This window comes from Streptomyces sp. NPDC045026 (assembly GCF_056432625.1).
In genome coordinates this window covers 463,825-480,262 of sequence record NZ_JBWKIS010000003.1, presented here as the reverse complement: position 1 = coordinate 480,262, position 16,438 = coordinate 463,825, and the positions used below count along the sequence as shown (strand labels likewise).

Sequence of the window (16,438 nt, the reverse complement as noted above, 5' to 3'; positions counted from 1 at the left end):
AACAGCGAACTACTAAGCGGTAGCTTTTTAATCCGGGATCATCATAAGCCCAGGTCAGGGTGTCTCCTCCGGTACCTCCGCCGCCGACGACCTGCGGTGCCAGGCCCGCGGCGCGCGCCAGTGGTAGCGCATCGCGAGCAGCCGCAGCACGAACGCAGTGATCACCGCGACACCACTGCTGAACGCGGACAGCGCGTCGAAGCGGATGCACAGGACGATGATCGTCGAGCCGACGATCGCCGGTACCGCGTAGAGGTCACGGTCCCAGCGGACCAGGGACGGGACCTCGTTGGCGATGATGTCGCGCAGCACACCGCCGCCCACGGCGGTCGTGAGGCCGAGCGCCACGGAGGCCGTGAGCCCGAGACCGTAGTCGTACGCCTTGACCGTGCCGGTGACGCAGAACAGGCCGAGACCCGCCGCGTCGAAGATGTTCACCGCGACCTGGGTGCGCTCCACCTCGGGGTGCAGGAAGAAGACCAGGCCCGCGGCGAACAGCGGGGTCAGGAAGTAACCGAGGTCGGTGAACGCGGCCGGCGGGACGGCACCGATGATCACGTCGCGGAACAGCCCTCCGCCCAGCGCGGTGACCTCGGCGAGAACGGCGATGCCGAAGACATCGAAGTTCTTGCGGACCGCGAGGAGAGCGCCGGAGATCGCGAAGACGAAGATCCCGACGAGGTCCAGCCAATGCTGGACGGAGGGGGTGAAGAGTTCCAGAAGCACCCGACATTCTTACGCACCGCCGGACGCGCCCCGGGCCAGGCATGGCACGTGGCCTACAGCGCGTGGCCTACGGCACATGGCCTACAGCGCGGGCTTGCCCTTCGTGTAGAGCCAGGTCCGGAAGAGGCCGTCGAGGTCCTGCCCGGAGACCTTCTCGGCGAGGCGGATGAAGTCGGCGGTCTGCGCGTTGCCGTAGCGGTGTGTGGAGGTCCAGGTGCGAAGGAGCTTGAAGAAGTCCTTGTCGCCGATCCGCTCGCGAAGGACCTGGAGCGTCATCGCGCCGCGGTTGTAGACGGCGCTGTTGAACATGGTGTCGCGCTGCGGGTCGGCGATGACGCTCTGCCAGAAGGACGAGGTGGCGGGGACGGAGTTGTACGCGGCGAGGAAGGAGTCATGGGCGCTGGTGCGTCCCTTGTGCTCGTTCCACAGCCAGGGCCCGTAGCTGGCGAAGCCCTCGTTGAGCCAGATGTCCTTCCACTGCCGCACCGAGACGGAGTCGCCGAACCACTGGTGGGCCAGCTCGTGCACGATCGTGCCCTCGGAACGGACGGCGGAGTAGCTCGGCTTGGACTGCGTCTCCAGGGAGAAGCCCGCCTGCGGCATGTCGTCGACGACCGCGCCGGTCTCCTCGAACGGATAGGGGCCGAACACCTGCGACCAGTAGTCGGTGACCTCGGCGGTGACGCCGTACACGTCGACGTTGTTGCTGTTCTTCAGGACCGGGTCGATGGCGACGTAGATCGGGATGCCCGAGGGGGTCCGGCCGGTCTTGACGTCGAACTTCCCGATGGAGGCGGTCGCGAGGTAGGTCGCCATCGGCCGGGACTCGCGCCAGTGGTGCACAGTCTGCCCGCCCCGGACGTCGTACGTGTCGACGAGCCGGCCGTTGGAGACGCCGGTCAGGCCCTTGGGCGCCTTGATGCGGATGTCGTACGTCGCCTTGTCGGAAGGGTGGTCGCTGGAGGGGAACCAGGTGGAGGCGGCGTTGGGTTCGCAGGCGACGAAGACACCGTCGTCGGTCTTCATCCAGCCGTAGTCGGAGCCGAAGACGATGGGGCCGTTGAGCGCCTCCGGGACGCCGCCGTAGGTGACCGTGACGGAGAAGGTGCGGTGGTCGCGGATCGCGTCGCGCGGGGTGACGCGTATCTCGTCGCCGGAGCGCGTGAACTGGGCGCGTCTGCCGTTCACTTCGACGGACGTGACGGTCAGCTTCTGGAGGTCGAGGTCGAAGGAGGAGAGGTTCTGGGTGGCGCGCGCGGTGACGGTGGTGACGCCGTCGAGGCGGTCGGTCGCGGGATCGTAGGAGACGTTCAGGTCGTAGTGGGTGGCGTCGAAGCCGCCGTTGCCGAGCTGCGGGAAGTACGGGTCGCCGATGCCGTCCGAGCCCGGGGTGGGGGCCGGGGCCGCGGCGATCAGACAGAACGAGGCGGCCGCTGTCACGACTGACGCCAGACGTGCCGAACGGGAGAGTGCCATGAGTCGCCCTTCGCGCGTGTTCCGATGTGACGGACACGCAGACTCTGCACTCTCCCGTCAGGGCGTGTACATGACCTGCTCGGTCAAATTCCCGCTAACTGCCGGACGACCCCTGCGCCTCGTCCGCCCCGTCCGCGTCACCCGCATCGTCCACCGGCTGTACGTCACTGTCTTCACCGGCGTCGGCAGCCGCCTCGGGAGCCACCGCCTCGGGAGCATCGGCAGCCTCCGTAACCGACCCCTCGGCCGGCTCCTTCGTCAGCTCCTTCGTCAGCTCCTGTGGAGCGTCATCCGCCTCGGTCGGCGCCAGCGTCACCACCTCGATCGCCTCCTTGGCGACCGCGAGCAGCTTGGTGTCGCCCGGGGCCTGGTCCTCGGCGTTCTCCGGGTGGTGGCAGGCCACTTGGCGTCCGGGGGCGAGCTGGAGCAGCGGCGGCTCCGACGTCTTGCAGATCTCCGTCGCCTTCCAGCACCGCGTGTGGAAGCGGCAGCCGCTCGGCGGCGAGATCGGCGAGGGCACATCGCCCTTGAGCAGGATCCGCTCGCTCTTGGCGCCCCGGCGCTTGGGGTCGGGGACGGGCACGGCCGACATCAGGGCCTTGGTGTACGGGTGCATCGGCGCCTCGTACAGCGAGGTGCGGTCGGCGAGTTCGACGATCTTGCCGAGGTACATCACCGCGATGCGGTCCGAGACATGGCGGACGACGGAGAGGTCGTGCGCGATGATCACGTACGTCAGGCCGAGCTCGGACTGCAGGTCGTCCATGAGGTTGACGACCTGCGCCTGGATCGACACGTCGAGCGCGGAGACCGGCTCGTCCGCCACGACCAGCTTCGGCTTGAGCGCGAGCGCGCGGGCGATGCCGATGCGCTGGCGCTGGCCGCCGGAGAACTCGTGCGGGTAGCGGTTGAAGTGCTCCGGGCTGAGGCCCACCAGCTCCAGGAGGCGCTGGACCTCCTTCTTCACCCCGCCCTCGGGCTCCACGCCCTGGAGCCGGAACGGCGCCGAGACGATCGAGCCGATGGTGTGCCGGGGGTTCAGGGAGCCGTACGGGTCCTGGAAGATCATCTGGATGTCCCGGCGCAGCGGGCGCATGCCCCGCGTGCCGAGGCGCGTGATGTCCTGGCCCTCGAACTCGATCCTGCCGCCGGTGGGTTCGATCAGCTTCGTGATGACCCGGCCCATGGTCGACTTGCCGCAGCCGGACTCGCCGACGACGCCGAGGGTCTCGCCCTTGCGGACCTCGAAGCCGATCCCGTCGACGGCCTTCACCGCGGCGACCTGCCGCTGGAGGATCCCCTTCTTGATCGGGAAGTGCTTGACCAGGCCCTCGACCTTGAGCAGCACCTCCCGGTCCTCGGGGGACGCCGCCTGCGCGGGGACCGTGGCCGTCTCGGTGGCCGCCCCGGTGCCCGCCGTGTCCCCTGCGGATGCCTTCTTCGTCTCGCTCACGGGCTCACTCACAGCTTCGGCGCAATCTCTTCGGTCCAGATCCGCGTACGGTCCTCCGGCGAGAGGTGGCAGGCGGAGAAGTGGTCGCTGCCGACCTCGTGCAGCTCGGGCCGCTGGGTGCGGGTGATGCCGCCCTTGGGCAGGTCCGCGTACGGACAGCGCGGGTGGAAGGCGCAGCCCGAGGGGATGTTGATGAGGGACGGCGGCTGGCCCTTGACGGGGATGAGCCGCTCGGTCTGCTCACGGTCGATGCGCGGCATCGATCCGAGCAGACCCCAGGTGTACGGGTGCTGCGGCTCGGCGAAGATCTTGTCGACGGGGCCGCGCTCGACGCAGCGTCCGCCGTACATGACCAGGACCTGGTCGGCGATCTCGGCGACGACACCCAGGTCGTGGGTGATGAGGACGACCGCGGACTCGAACTCCTTCTGCAGATCCCTGATCAGGTCGAGGATCTGCGCCTGGACGGTGACGTCGAGCGCAGTGGTGGGCTCGTCCGCGATGAGCAGCTGCGGGTTGTTCGCCAGCGACATCGCGATCATCGCGCGCTGGCGCATTCCGCCGGAGAACTCGTGCGGGTAGCTGTCGACGCGCTTGGCCGGCTCGGGGATGCCCACGCGGTCGAGCAGTTCGACGGCCCGCTTGCGCGCGGCCTTCTTGGTCACGTCGTTGTGGACGCGGTACGCCTCGACGATCTGGCTGCCGACCGTGTAGTACGGGTGCATCGCGGACAGCGGATCCTGGAAGATCATCGCCATCTCGCGGCCGCGGAGCCGGCGCACGTCGTCCGGGGCGGCCCCGATCAGCTCCTTTCCCTCGAGCCAGATCTCGCCGGACATCTGCACGTTCTTGCCGCGCGCGCCGAGCCGGTGCAGCCCCATGATCGCCAACGATGTCACGGACTTGCCGGACCCGGACTCGCCCACGATGGACAGGGTCTGGCCCTTCTCCAGCTTGAAGCTGAGCCCGTCGACGGACTTGACCAGACCGTCGTCGGTCGGGAAGTGCACCTTGAGGTCGCGCACTTCGAGGAAGGCCGTCGGGGGCTTGGCCGGGCCCGCGGCCACCGGCTCGCCCACGGCGGCACCGGTCTTGGACAGTTCGGTCACGAGAGCCTCACCCGCGGGTCGGCGGCGGCGTAGAGAAGGTCCACCAGGAGATTGCAGAGGACGACGAAGAACGCGGCGAGCAGCGTCACGCCGAGGACCTTGGGCAGGTCGTTGTCGGTGATGCCCTGGACGGCGTACTCACCGATGCCGTGCAGGGAGAACACGTTCTCGGTGATCACGGCGCCGCCGAGCAGCAGACCGACGTCCATACCGAACACGGTGATGATCGGGGTCAGTGCGGCTCGCAGGCCGTGCCGGCCCACCACGGTGCGCTCGCGCAGACCCTTGGCGCGCGCGGTGCGGATGTAGTCCTCGTTCATCGTCTCCAGCATGCCCGCGCGGGTCAGCCGGGCGTAGATCGCGGAGTACAGCAGAGCGAGTGAACACCAGGCAGGGAAGAGGGTGTTGGCCCACTGTGCCGGGTTCTCCGTGAGTGGTACGTAGGTACGACCGAAGATCGGGATCTGATAGGTGAAGACGAGGAGTGCCAGCTGGCCCGTGAAGAAGATCGGCAGCGAGACACCGGCGAGGGCGACACCCATGAACGCGCGGTCGAAGAACGATCCGGGCTTGAGCGCCGAGATCACACCCACCGTGACACCGGACAGCAGCCAGATGACCGCGGCACCGGCGGCCAGGGACAAGGTGATGGGCAGCCGGTCGGTCAGCTCGGGCCACACCGCGACGTGGTTCTTGAAGGAGTAGCCGAAGCACGGCGCGTTGCAGTGGACCGTGGTGGGGCCGAGGTCGTAGGTGGACCCCGCGAAGATCCCCTTGATGAAGTGCCAGTATTGAAGATAAACGGGCTCGTCCAGGCCGAGGTTGTGCTTGACCGCCGCGATGTCCGCGGCCGAGGGACTCTTGCCGATGTACTGCTGCGCGAGCTGGTCGGCGGTCTGGCCGGCCATTCTCGGCAGCAGGAAAAAGATGCCAAACGTAACCGCGGTGACGACCAGCAACAGGATCACTGCCGCGATCAGCCGGCGGATGATGTACGAGATCACGGGGACCGGCGCTGGTGCCCGCGGACCGTGCGGCCCGCGGGCACCAATGCCTTCACCTGCCTTCCGGGGCTGCTACTTCTTCGTGGTGCCGATGTTGAGGTAGTCGTACTGCCCGCTGAAGGCGGCCGTGGACACCAGGTTGGTGGCGTACGGCGAGCGGTACAGCAGGACCTTGAAGTAGGTCAGCGGGACGAGCGCCGCGTCATCCATGGCCTGCTTGTCGATCTGCGCGTACAGCTTGTTGCGGGTGGCCTCGTCGGGCGCTCCGATGGCCTGGGCGAGCAGGGAGTCGACCTTCTTGTCGTCGAGCTCCGACAGGGCGGTGTTGCCGGAGGCGCCGACCGCCTTGCTGTTCAGGATCTGCTGCAGGAAGCCGTAGCCGGAAGGCCAGTCGGCACCCCACTGCATCATCATGATGCCGACGTTGTTCTTCTGGTTGAACTTCGGGACGCCCGCGTAGTCGGTGAAGTACTTGCCCGACGGGAACTGCTTCAGGCTGGCGTTGATGCCGACCTTCTTCAGCGACTCGATCAGCGCCTGGGCGCCGGAGACCTCGTCGTCGCGGTCGCTGCGCGCCGTGATCGTCGTGTTGATCTTCTTCTCGCCGCAGGCCTTCAGGGCGTCCTTGGCCTTGGCCACGTCACCCTTGTTGCCGCTGGTGGCGTAGACGTCTTCCTTGGCGTAGCCCGTGATGTCCGGGGGCAGCACGGTCGTGGCGACGTCACCGCGGATGGGACCGCCCTGCGCGGTCTGCACCGAGACCTTGTCGATGGCGTACTCGACGGCCTTGCGGCAGTCGACGTTCGTGAACGGCTTCAGCTTGGTGTTGATCGCCGCGTAGACGAGACGGCCGCCGTAGGCGTTGTCCGTGTTCCCCATCTTCGACTTGTCGTTGACCAGCTGCGCCTGCGTCTGGGTGTCGACGCCCTTGCCCTGGAGGTCGATCAGGGTGTCGCCGGACTGCAGGTCCTTGTCGATCGTCTGCTGGTTGACCTTCAGGTCGACGACGATCTTGTTCGGGTACTGCTTGCGCAGCGGGTCGGACTTCGGGTCGAAGTTCTTGTTGCGGACCAGGACGGCCTGCTTGCCCTCCTGGTAGCTCTGGAACTGGTACGAGCCCGAGGACACGATGTGCTTGACGTAGTCGATGCCGTCGTCCTTGGCCTTCGGCACCGGCGCGGTCTGCGGGGTGGCGACCAGGTAGTCGAACTCCTGGAAGGGCCGGTCGAGATGGAAGACGATCGTGGTGTCGTCCGGCGTCTCGATGGACTTCAGGCCCTTGTCGCTCTTGTCCTTGTAGGGGCCCTTGTACTTGTCACCGCCCGCGAGGAACTGCTGGAAGTAGTTCGGGCCGAGGGACAGCACGTCACGCGCGAAGTTCGAGCGCTCGACGGCGTACTTGACGTCCTTGGACGTGATCGGCGTGCCGTCCTGGTACTCAAGACCCTTGCGGATCGTGTACGTCCAGGTCTTGCCGCCGTCCGACGACTTGCCGGGGGCCGAGGCGAGGTCGGGGACGAGCGTGTTGCCCTTCTCCCCCGCGTCGGGCTTGAACGTCATCAGCGGGCGGGCGTACAGCCGGCTGAAGTTGTACATGTACGCGTAGTACGTGTTGCCCGGGTCGAACGAGTCGGGGACGTCCGACATCGCGTAGGTGACCGTGCCGCCCTTCTTCGTCGAGGCGTTGACGAAATCCTTCGTGGCGGCGTTCGCACCGGCCGACTTGTTGTTGTCGCCCGAGCCGTCGTCGGCCTTGCTGCAGCCGGCGAGCAGCAGGCTCACGCTGCCGATGGCCGCGACCGCGGCGATAGATGACCTTCGCATGATGGTCGGAATCCCCTCCATTGTCGGAAACTTGTGGAGCTCTCGGTGCGGCCTTGGGTCAGCGGCTGCGCGGGTCGAGGGCGTCGCGGAGACCGTCACCGAGCAGGTTGAACGCGAGCACGGTGACGAAGATGGCGAGACCCGGAACGATCATGTATTGCGGATCGACCTGGAAGTAGTCGACGGCGTCCTTGAGCATGCCGCCCCAGGAGGCCTGCGGCGGCTGGATGCCCACGCCCAGGAAGCTGAGCGACGCCTCGAAGATGATGTTCGTCGGGATCAGCAGCGTCGAGTAGACGATGATCGGGCCGACCAGGTTGGGCATCAGTTCCCGGAACAGGATGTACGGGCCGCGTGCCCCCATTCCGCGGGACGCGTCCACGAACTCCCGCTCGCGCAGCGCCAGTGTCTGGCCGCGCACGATCCGGCCCAGATACGGCCAGTTGAAGAATCCGATCACGAAGATCAGCACGCAGATGTGCAGCGGAAGCCCGTTCAGGCCGAACGCGCCGCCCTGCAGGGTCGCGGAGATCGAGATCGCGAACAGCAGCAGCGGGAACGCCAGGAACGTGTCCATCAAGCGGCTGATGATCGAGTCGACCCGGCCGCCGTAGTACCCGGCGACGACACCGAGGACCGCCCCGATCACGTTCGACAGGACGGTCGCGCCGAAGGCGACGACGAGGGAGACCCACGAGCCTTCGAGGATGCGCGCGAGGATGTCGCGGCCGAACTTCGGTTCCACACCGAGGGGATGGTCACCGCTCATACCGCCCAGTCCGCCCTTGGGGAGCGAGGAGGTGGGGTCGATGAGGTCCTGGTGGAACGTGTTCGGGTCGAGGCCGAAGAGGTGCTGCAGGGGGCGCGCGCAGGCGGCGATGAGGATGAGCAGAATGACGATGACGCCGCCGGCGACGGCGACTTTGTCCTTCTTGAAGCGGTTCCAGGCGATACGCCCGAGGGAACGCCCCTCGATCTGCTGCCCCTTGGTGCCGGCGAGCACAGCCTCGGGCTGCACCTCGGCCTGGGCCCCAGTGGTCTCGATCGGTGCGGTCACGGTGTGGTTGACCCCTCTCGGCCGACTGTGGCCGGCCCACGCCCGCCGCGGTAGCGGCTTGATCTTGTCTCGCGCGCTGGACAGTCCGGAGGCATGGCCCCGCAGTTGACCGTTCAGCTCGTACACAGAGTCGAAACCCCGTGTCTGCAGGGAGTCTTCAATGCGCTTGCGACCAGCCGCCAGACTTCCCCGTGAAAGGTTGCGCAACCGTGATGAGGCGGCAGGCGTGCATTATGCGGACGCGGGAACCGGCTGAGCGGACAATTCACGCCGACCCGGCAGAGCCGCGTCGGGTCCGGAATACGACACGGTGACCGATGTGGCGAGAATGCCCGGGTGCTGCGCCGACTCACCCTAAAACGGGGCGGAATGGGGCCGGGTCAACCCGGATGTCTCCGGCGGCAGTTGGAGCGAGGGCCCGCGGTGAACGGTTTCAGTACGTCCCGTGCGGCGGCGGGTACCCGTACCCCGCGGCGGGGGCGGGCGCGGCCGGGGCCGCGTGGGCCTCGCGGTCGTAGAACGGGCGGGCGTTGGCGCGCAGCCACATGGCGACGGGGTCGTGCTCGTCGGACATCGCGACCGTGGAGACGGGCAGTCCCTCGGGCACGGCGACGACCGACTGCTGCATCATCGCGCGCACCGCGTCCACGGACACCGGCGACGTGTCGTACACATCGAGGCCGATCGCCAGATAGGGCGCACCGAGCGTGGGCTGGACCCAGGCGCGGCGCAGCGAGCGGATCGCGGTGGTGCGGTGCGCGTTCTGCGTGAGCAGGGCGTAGAACTGCGGGATCTCGATGGCGGGGTCGCTCAGGCGCAGGGGCCCGGCGGGCTGACGGTCGAGGCCGCCCGCGATCCGGCGCAGGTCGAGCCACGGGATGCCGACGCCGCCGCCGGGCGCGTGCGGGTTGAGCCAGAGGCCGTAGTGGTCGGGGTAGAGCGTGCGGGCCGCGTCGACACCGCCGACGACCTCGTAGGCGCGGCTCCAGCCGGAGGCGGACAGCTCCTGGGCGGAGGTGACACAGGGGGCGTACGAGAAGCCCTCGACCTCCATGTTCCCGTACTGCGCGTCGGGGGATCCGGCCTGGCCGTGCCAGAGCAGCATCCACACCTGGCCGGTGCCCGCGTCCGCGAGCGCGTTGAGCAGCGCCTCGTAGGCGTCGTAACGCCCCGGCGTCACCTGGCGCAGCATGTGCTCGACCTGACCGGCCGCGGCCGTGCCCGACGCACTCACCCGTAACCGCCCCTTCGTGACGTACCCGACGATTTCGACCCGCTCCCCGCGGCGGGACCGCCCAGACAGGTCATGAAACCAGCTTAAGCGGCGATCCTGACACCGACTTGACGTACGCGCGGTCGACCGCATTCCCGTGCCGTCCCCGAACGGGGACCGGCGCCGGGCTTTCAGTGACCCTGCGTGTAGAACGGCCGCAGCGTGGCGCGCATCCAGTCACCGACCGGGTCCTGGGTGATGTCGAGCAGGACGAGGTTCACCGGCCAGGGCGCCGGGGCCCGGCCGAGGGCGCGGCCCAGGGCGTCCATGGGCAGGTTGCGCGCGGGACCCTCCCACTGCGACACCTCGACGCCGACGAAGAGGAGCGGGTCGCCGCCCTCGACGCTGGCGAGGCAGCGGCGGGCGGTGAGCACGACGCCTGCCGCCTCGAACTCCTCGCGCACGGCGGCCAGGAAGTCGACCGGGTCCTCCTGCCAGTCGGGCTCGTAGAGGCTGACCCGGCCGCCCGCGGCGGGCCCGTCCAGCGGCGTACGCCCCGACTTGCACAACTCGGCGACGGCGGGCGGGGGGAGCGGGATGCCGACGGCGCCGTCCGGGTTCACCGCGATCCCGACCTGCGGGGGCAGCCCGCGCGCGAACTCGACGGCCGGCGCGACCGTGCAGCCCATCCGGTCGCCGACGACCGCGAGGAACTGCTCCTCCGAGCTGAAGACGGGCACATAGGCCTGGCCCTCGATCTCCAGCGTCGGCAGGTCGAGGTTCGGGCTGCCGGGCCCGCCGCCCTGGGGCAGCGGTATCCACACCTGGCTGCGCCCGAGGACCTCGACGATCCGTCCGCCCGCCGAGCCGACCCCGAGGGAGGCGGCGAGCACCTCCTCCAGCTCGTTGGCCGGCCACCCGCCGTACGGGTGTGCGTGAGCCTGCGCCGGAATGTCCATGTGCCTACCACCCGCTCTGGAACCGCTCTGTCTGCGGCCGAACCCTAGCGCGTACAAGTGACACGGCACCCTCCGCATCCACCTGCGCACAGAGGGTCACGGTCGCTCAACTCCCCTCGAACCCGATCCCGTTCAGCACATCCGTCGCGTCCCGGTCGAGCAGCACGGCGGACGCGCAGCCCCACGGCAGGTCACCGCGCTCGGCCGACTGCACCAGGACCGCGACCGCGCGGCGGTGCCGGGCGAACGCGTAGCGCGAGACCCCGCGGCCGCGGTCCCGCTGGCCCGCGAGCGCCGTGTCCGCGTCGACGTCGAGCAGCATCAGGTGCAGATCCGCGCCGCGCCGCCCGGCCTCCCTGGCCAGCCAGCGCCGCACCCAGGCCTGCGTGCCGCAGTCGTGCAGGACGACGCTGCCACCCGAGCGCAGGGCCCGCCGCAGCCCGACGAAGTGCGCGAGCCGTACGAGCGGGCGGTACACGGCGTACGGGAGCAGCCGTGGCAGCCGGGCCGCCCAGCGGTCGCGGGTGTCCTGCGAGTCGATACGCACGGCTCCCCCGCCGCCGACCACGCGGCTCATCAGCGTGGACTTGCCGCTGCCCGGGAGCCCCGAGACCACGATCAGGTCACCCCGCGCGAAGCCGAGACGGCGCGGGGTACGCCCGCGCCTGCCGCGCAGATCCCTGACGACGGGACCGCGCCCTGCCAACGGCCCGGGGCGGGACACCGCCCGTTGCGCGACCCCTGTCGCCGCGTACGCACCCGCCACTGCCTTGTGCACCGTGATCGTCCTCCCCGCTCCGGTCACGCCACCCTTGCCCGCCAAGTGTAAAGAGACGGTAATGCCGTACAAGTGGTTTCCCCGTACGGTCGGCATGCAATGATGTGCGCGCCAAGAGCACGACCAACTGCATACCGGCCGCTTGAATCCGCGCGGGAGAGCTCCCCGGACGCCTACGCGTCCCCGGGGGCGCCGAAGGAGCAAGTTCCTCCCTTGAATCTCTCAGGCCCCGTACCGCGCGGGCGAGGCATATCTGAAAAGCGGGCGGCCCTCGGCCGCTCCACCCAAGGTGCAAGCCGCGACCACCCGTACGTGTGGCGCCGGCGAACCTCTCAGGTTCCGATGACAGATGGGGAGGAAGACCATCGCCCTCGTCTGTCATGCCTGGGATCCTGGAGCACCACTCATGAGCAACGTCCCCCGTAAGACCGCCCTCGACGCCCTGCACCGCTCGCTGGGCGCGAAGATGACCGACTTCGCCGGCTGGGACATGCCGCTGCGGTACGGCAGCGAGCGCGACGAGCACCTCGCGGTCCGCACCAAGGCGGGCCTCTTCGACCTCTCACACATGGGCGAGATCACCGTCACCGGGCCGCAGGCCGTCGACCTCCTGGACTACGCCCTCGTCGGGAACATGTCCACGATCGGCCCCGGCCGCGCCCGCTACACCATGATCTGCCAGGAGGACGGCGGGATCGTCGACGACCTGATCGTCTACCGCCTGGGCGAGCACGACGCCGGTCTTCCTGAATACATGGTCGTCGCCAACGCGGGCAACGCGCAGATCGTCCTCGACGCGATCACCGAGCGCGCCGCCGGCTTCGACGCCGAGGTCCGTGACGACCGCGACGCCTACGCGCTGATCGCCGTCCAGGGCCCCGAGTCCCCCGGCATCCTGAAGTCCCTCACGGACGCCGACCTGGACGGCCTCAAGTACTACGCGGGCCTGCCCGGCACCGTCGCCGGCGTCCCGGCCCTCATCGCCCGCACCGGCTACACCGGCGAGGACGGCTTCGAGCTGTTCGTCGCCCCGGAGCACGCCGAGAAGCTGTGGCAGGCGCTGACCGACGCGGGCGCGCCGGTGGGCCTCGTCCCCGCCGGCCTCTCCTGCCGTGACACGCTCCGCCTGGAGGCGGGCATGCCGCTGTACGGGCACGAGCTGACGACGGCGCTGACCCCGTTCGACGCCGGTCTCGGCCGCGTCGTGAAGTTCGAGAAGACGGGCAACGAGGGCCGCTTCGTGGGCCGCGAGGCGCTCGAGGCCGCGGCCCTGCGCGCCGAGACCGCTCCGCCGCGCAAGCTCGTCGGTCTGATCGCCGAGGGCCGCCGGGTGCCGCGCGCCGGGATGTCCGTGGTCGCCGACGGCCAGGTGATCGGCGAGGTCACCTCCGGCGCCCCCTCCCCCACGCTCGGCAAGCCGATCGCCATCGCCTACGTGGACGCGGCACACGCCGCCCCGGGCACGGAGGGCGTCGGCGTGGACATCCGCGGCGCCCACGAGCCGTACGAGGTCGTGGCGCTGCCGTTCTACAAGCGCCAGAAGTAGCCCGACCGTCCTCACAGGGGGCGCCGGAAGTAACCCAGCGCACACCCCTCTCGTTCCGCAGCACCCACCCGCGTACAGGAGAATTCAGATCATGAGCAACCCCCAGCAGCTGCGCTACAGCAAGGAGCACGAGTGGCTGTCGGGCGCCGAGGACGGCGTCTCGACGGTCGGCATCACCGAGTTCGCGGCCAACGCGCTCGGCGATGTCGTCTACGCCCAGCTCCCCGAGGTCGGTGACACGGTGACCGCGGGCGAGACCTGCGGCGAGCTCGAGTCGACCAAGTCCGTCAGCGACCTGTACTCCCCGGTCACCGGCGAGGTCGTCGAGGCGAACCAGGACGTCGTGGAGGACCCGTCGCTGGTGAACTCCGCCCCGTTCGAGGGCGGCTGGCTGTTCAAGGTCCGCATCTCGGAAGAGCCGAAGGACCTGCTCTCCGCGGACGAGTACGACGCGTTCTCCGGCTCCGGCAACTAGGGACACCACGACCATGTCGCTCATGAACACCCCCCTGCACGAGCTCGACCCGGACGTCGCCGCCGCGGTCGACGCCGAGCTGCTCCGTCAGCAGTCGACGCTGGAAATGATCGCGTCGGAGAACTTCGCCCCGGTCGCCGTCATGGAGGCCCAGGGCTCGGTCCTGACCAACAAGTACGCCGAGGGCTACCCCGGCCGCCGCTACTACGGCGGCTGCGAGCACGTCGACGTCACCGAGCAGATCGCCATCGACCGGGTGAAGGACCTCTTCGGCGCCGAGTACGCCAACGTCCAGCCCCACTCCGGCGCCTCCGCCAACCAGGCCGCCCTCTTCGCGCTCGCCAAGCCCGGCGACACGATCCTGGGCCTGGACCTCGCCCACGGCGGCCACCTCACCCACGGCATGCGCCTGAACTTCTCCGGCAAGCAGTTCGACGTGGTCGCGTACCACGTCGACGAGGCCGGCCTGGTCGACATGGCCGAGGTCGAGCGCCTCGCCAAGGAGCACCGCCCCAAGGTGATCATCGCGGGCTGGTCCGCCTACCCGCGCCAGCTCGACTTCGCCGCGTTCCGCCGCATCGCGGACGAGACCGGCGCCTACCTGTGGGTCGACATGGCCCACTTCGCCGGCCTCGTCGCGGCCGGGCTGCACCCCAACCCGGTCGAGTACGCGGACGTGGTCACCTCCACCACGCACAAGACGCTCGGCGGGCCGCGCGGCGGGATCATCCTCGCGAAGAAGGACTTCGCGAAGAAGCTGAACTCGTCCGTCTTCCCCGGCTTCCAGGGCGGCCCCCTGGAGCACGTGATCGCCGCCAAGGCCGTCTCCTTCAAGGTCGCCGCGAGCGAGGACTTCAAGGAGCGCCAGCAGCGCACCATCGAGGGCGCCCAGATCCTCGCCGCCCGCCTGACCTCGGACGACGCCCGCGCCACCGGCGTGAACGTGCTGTCCGGCGGCACCGACGTGCACCTGGTCCTGGTCGACCTGCGCGAGTCCGAGCTGGACGGCCAGCAGGCCGAGGACCGCCTCCACGAGGTCGGCATCACCGTCAACCGCAACGCGGTCCCCAACGACCCGCGTCCCCCGATGGTCACCTCGGGCCTGCGGATCGGCACCCCGGCCCTGGCCACCCGCGGCTTCCAGGCCGAGGACTTCACCGAGGTCGCCGACATCATCGCCGAGGCCCTCAAGCCGGAGTACGACGCGGATTCCCTCAAGACCCGCGTCACCGCCCTCGCCGACAAATACCCCCTGTACCCCGGCCTGAAGTAGTTTCGTACGCATTTGTACGTATGAAAGTTCGGGGCACCGCGCACACTGGACAGTGAGAGCGGTGCCCCGCCCCATGCACCGCCCCCAGCAGCACCCTGCGCACGACCCCGGCAGACAACGGCGTCCACCGAAACCCACCTAGGAGTTCCCCCGTGGCCATCTCGGTCTTCGACCTGTTCTCGATCGGCATCGGCCCGTCCAGCTCCCACACGGTCGGCCCGATGCGGGCGGCCCGCATGTTCGCGCGCCGCCTCAAGAACGAGGGCCTGCTCGCCCACACCGCCGCGATACGCGCCGAGCTCTACGGCTCCCTCGGCGCCACCGGACACGGCCACGGCACCCCCAAGGCGGTCCTGCTGGGCCTGGAGGGCGACTCGCCCCGCACCGTCGACGTGGAGAAGGCCGACGACCGCGTCGAAGCGATCAAGACCTCCGGGAAGATCAGCCTGCTCGGCGTCCACGAGATCCCGTTCAGCTTCGACGAGGACCTGGTCCTGCACCGCCGCAAGGCACTCCCGTACCACGCCAACGGCATGACGATCTTCGCCTACGACCACGAGGGCGCCCTCGTCCTGGAGAAGACGTACTACTCGGTGGGCGGCGGCTTCGTCATCGACGAAGATGCCGTGGCCGGCGAGAACCCGATCGTGCCCGAGGACACGGTCCTCAAGTACCCCTTCCGCACGGGCGACGAGCTGCTCCGCCTCACCAAGGAGACCGGCCTGTCCATCTCCGCGCTGATGCTGGAGAACGAGAAGGCCTGGCGCACCGAGGACGAGATCCGCTCCGGACTCCTCGACATCTGGCGCGTCATGCAGGCCTGCGTCTCGCGCGGCATGTCCCGCGAGGGCATCCTGCCCGGCGGCCTCAAGGTCCGCCGCCGCGCCGCGAACTCGGCCCGCCAGCTGCGCGCCGAGGGCGACCCGACGGCCCGCGCCATGGAGTGGATCACCCTCTACGCGATGGCCGTCAACGAGGAGAACGCCGCGGGCGGCCGCGTCGTGACCGCGCCGACCAACGGCGCCGCGGGCATCATCCCCGCGGTCCTGCACTACTACATCAACTTCGTGCCCGGCGCGGACGAGGAGGGCGTCGTCCGCTTCATGCTCTCCGCTGGCGCCATCGGCATGCTCTTCAAGGAGAACGCCTCCATCTCCGGCGCCGAGGTCGGCTGCCAGGGCGAGGTCGGCTCCGCCTGCTCGATGGCCGCGGGCGCGCTCGCCGAGGTCCTCGGCGGCACCCCCGAGCAGGTCGAGAACGCCGCCGAGATCGGTATGGAGCACAACCTCGGCCTGACCTGCGACCCGGTCGGCGGCCTCGTGCAGATCCCCTGCATCGAGCGCAACGGCATGGCCGCCGCGAAGGCCGTCACCGCGGCCCGCATGGCGCTGCGCGGCGACGGCCGCCACCACGTCTCCCTCGACAAGGTCATCAAGACCATGAAGGAGACCGGCGCCGACATGTCCGTCAAGTACAAGGAGACGGCGCGGGGCGGCCTCGCCGTCAACATCATCGAGTGCTGACGATCAGCGGGGGCTGAGGGCG

Annotated in this window: 14 protein-coding genes and 2 riboswitches; of the genes, 4 read left to right on the top strand and 10 right to left on the bottom strand. The window is 69.1% G+C overall.

Annotated features, from left to right (window positions below):
* Nucleotides 1-54: 54 nt before the first annotated feature.
* From AC07EJ_RS09565 to AC07EJ_RS09520, 10 genes are all read right to left on the bottom strand, one after another.
* Nucleotides 55-726 carry a trimeric intracellular cation channel family protein gene (locus AC07EJ_RS09565; protein ID WP_478884014.1) on the bottom strand — a complete coding sequence of 224 codons (672 nt, stop codon included), beginning with the start codon at nt 724-726 and terminating at the stop codon, nt 55-57.
* 81 nt (nt 727-807) lie between these two features.
* Nucleotides 808-2,202: a M1 family metallopeptidase gene (locus tag AC07EJ_RS09560; protein ID WP_389478340.1), complete on the bottom strand. Its 1,395-nt coding sequence runs from the start codon at nt 2,200-2,202 to the stop codon at nt 808-810.
* 94 nt (nt 2,203-2,296) lie between these two features.
* Complete coding sequence (locus AC07EJ_RS09555; protein ID WP_389478339.1) at nt 2,297-3,655, bottom strand: ABC transporter ATP-binding protein; 1,359 nt, start codon at nt 3,653-3,655, stop codon at nt 2,297-2,299.
* Nucleotides 3,656-3,663: 8 nt separating this feature from the next.
* Complete coding sequence (locus tag AC07EJ_RS09550) at nt 3,664-4,764, bottom strand: ABC transporter ATP-binding protein (protein ID WP_389478338.1); 1,101 nt, start codon at nt 4,762-4,764, stop codon at nt 3,664-3,666.
* Complete coding sequence (locus AC07EJ_RS09545) at nt 4,761-5,768, bottom strand: ABC transporter permease (protein WP_389478337.1); 1,008 nt, start codon at nt 5,766-5,768, stop codon at nt 4,761-4,763. The genes AC07EJ_RS09550 and AC07EJ_RS09545 overlap by 4 nt, the downstream gene beginning before the upstream one ends.
* 72 nt (nt 5,769-5,840) lie before the next feature.
* A complete protein-coding gene (locus AC07EJ_RS09540; protein WP_389478336.1) occupies nt 5,841-7,592 on the bottom strand; it encodes an ABC transporter substrate-binding protein in 1,752 nt (583 codons plus the stop codon).
* Nucleotides 7,593-7,650: 58 nt separating this feature from the next.
* Complete coding sequence (locus AC07EJ_RS09535; protein WP_389478335.1) at nt 7,651-8,649, bottom strand: ABC transporter permease; 999 nt, start codon at nt 8,647-8,649, stop codon at nt 7,651-7,653.
* A 433-nt stretch (nt 8,650-9,082) separates the two neighbouring features.
* The gene (locus AC07EJ_RS09530; protein WP_389478334.1) at nt 9,083-9,883 is read right to left on the bottom strand and encodes an enhanced serine sensitivity protein SseB C-terminal domain-containing protein; all 801 of its coding nucleotides are present in this window, start codon (nt 9,881-9,883) and stop codon (nt 9,083-9,085) included.
* Between the two features lie 170 nt (nt 9,884-10,053).
* Nucleotides 10,054-10,821, bottom strand: a complete 768-nt coding sequence (locus AC07EJ_RS09525) for an enhanced serine sensitivity protein SseB (RefSeq protein ID WP_389478333.1) — start codon at nt 10,819-10,821, stop codon at nt 10,054-10,056.
* A 106-nt stretch (nt 10,822-10,927) separates the two neighbouring features.
* Complete coding sequence (locus AC07EJ_RS09520) at nt 10,928-11,605, bottom strand: AAA family ATPase (RefSeq protein WP_389478396.1); 678 nt, start codon at nt 11,603-11,605, stop codon at nt 10,928-10,930.
* A gap of 137 nt (nt 11,606-11,742) precedes the next feature.
* Nucleotides 11,743-11,846: riboswitch (glycine riboswitch) on the top strand.
* Nucleotides 11,847-11,958, top strand: a riboswitch (glycine riboswitch). It abuts the riboswitch before it with no gap.
* 47 nt (nt 11,959-12,005) lie between these two features.
* On the opposite strand from AC07EJ_RS09520, the gene gcvT reads away from it, so the two are divergent.
* The 4 genes from gcvT (at nt 12,006) to AC07EJ_RS09500 (ending at nt 16,416) form a co-directional block, all read left to right on the top strand.
* Nucleotides 12,006-13,145, top strand: a complete 1,140-nt coding sequence (gene gcvT, locus AC07EJ_RS09515; protein ID WP_389478332.1) for a glycine cleavage system aminomethyltransferase GcvT — start codon at nt 12,006-12,008, stop codon at nt 13,143-13,145.
* Nucleotides 13,146-13,236: 91 nt separating this feature from the next.
* Nucleotides 13,237-13,620 (top strand): glycine cleavage system protein GcvH, encoded by a 384-nt coding sequence (gene gcvH, locus AC07EJ_RS09510; protein WP_389478330.1) that lies wholly within the window; start codon nt 13,237-13,239, stop codon nt 13,618-13,620.
* A gap of 13 nt (nt 13,621-13,633) precedes the next feature.
* Complete coding sequence (gene glyA / locus AC07EJ_RS09505; RefSeq protein WP_389478328.1) at nt 13,634-14,893, top strand: serine hydroxymethyltransferase; 1,260 nt, start codon at nt 13,634-13,636, stop codon at nt 14,891-14,893.
* 152 nt (nt 14,894-15,045) lie between these two features.
* Nucleotides 15,046-16,416, top strand: coding sequence for an L-serine ammonia-lyase (locus AC07EJ_RS09500; protein WP_389478327.1), 1,371 nt, complete (start codon nt 15,046-15,048; stop codon nt 16,414-16,416).
* The last annotated feature ends 22 nt before the right edge of the window (nt 16,417-16,438 follow it).